Here is a 1,005-nt window from a genome sequence, read left to right on the forward strand (position 1 = left end):
CTGGTGGGCGGTGTAGGTGAACTGGATGCCCCCGTGCGAGACCATGGGGGCGCCCGCCGGGCTCTCCCCGGCGTTCCAGCCCAGCGCGGTGTCGCCTCCCGCGCCGCCGACCGGGGTGTGGGTGGCGGTGATCCCCTCCTCCGACAGGACGCGGGCGCCGTCGGCTCCCCGCCCCCCGTTGTTCTGCGCGACCAGCCAGCGGGCCATGTCGTGCGCGGTGGTGACCATGCCGCCCGCGCCGTTGAAGTAGCTCTGCGGCTCGGGCACCGCGACTGCCGCGCCCAGGACGGCGACGTGCCCCGGGGCCGCCCCCGCCGCGAAGACCTCCTCGGCGGTGTCGACGGTGACGGTGTCGTCCATGCCCAGCGGCGCGAACACGCGCTCGTCCATGTACTCGCCGAAGGACCGGCCGCTGAGGACCTCCACCAGCCGGGCCGCGACGTGGTAGTTGGGGTTGTGGTAGTGGAACTCGGTGCCCGGATCGGCGGCCATCCCGGAGTCCGCCATCCTGGCGAGCGCCCCCTCCAGGTCCTCGGCCGCGGGGGCGCTCTTCTCCCGGAAGGCGGTGTCGGACATCCCCGAGGTGTGGGTGAGCAGTTGGCGGACGGTGACACGGTCGGCGCGCGGGTCGTCGAGGGTGAACCCCGGCAGGTGCCGCGCCACCCGGTCGTCGAGCGCGAGTGCGCCGTCCTCCACGAGCTGCATGACGGCGAGCGCGGTGAAGGCCTTGCTGACCGAGGCCACCCCCATGGGGGTGTCGGCGGTGATCGCCCCACCCGCCGAGTCGGTGCCGTAGCCCGCCGCGCGCACCACCTCGGTGCCCCGGGTCACGGCGACGGCGGCCCCCGGCAAGGGTGAGGCGTCCAGGTAGTCGGACACGTAGGCGTCCACGGCCTCGGAGGTCAGCGCGCCCGGATCCGTGTCGGGGACCTCGGCCCGGGCGGGGGCGGCGGTGAGCATCAGGAGGGCGGCGGCCAGGCCCGCCGCCGCGATTCTGGTCAGGGA

Annotated in this window: 1 protein-coding gene; it reads right to left on the reverse strand. The window is 74.9% G+C overall.

The features are described 5' to 3' along the window. Positions 1 to 1,005, reverse strand: a 1,005-nt coding sequence (locus DQW06_RS27550) for a serine hydrolase (protein ID WP_157983633.1), incomplete at both ends; no start/stop codon positions are given.

Source organism: Nocardiopsis sp. TNDT3 (assembly GCF_003427465.1).
Lineage (GTDB): Bacteria > Actinomycetota > Actinomycetes > Streptosporangiales > Streptosporangiaceae > Nocardiopsis > Nocardiopsis dassonvillei.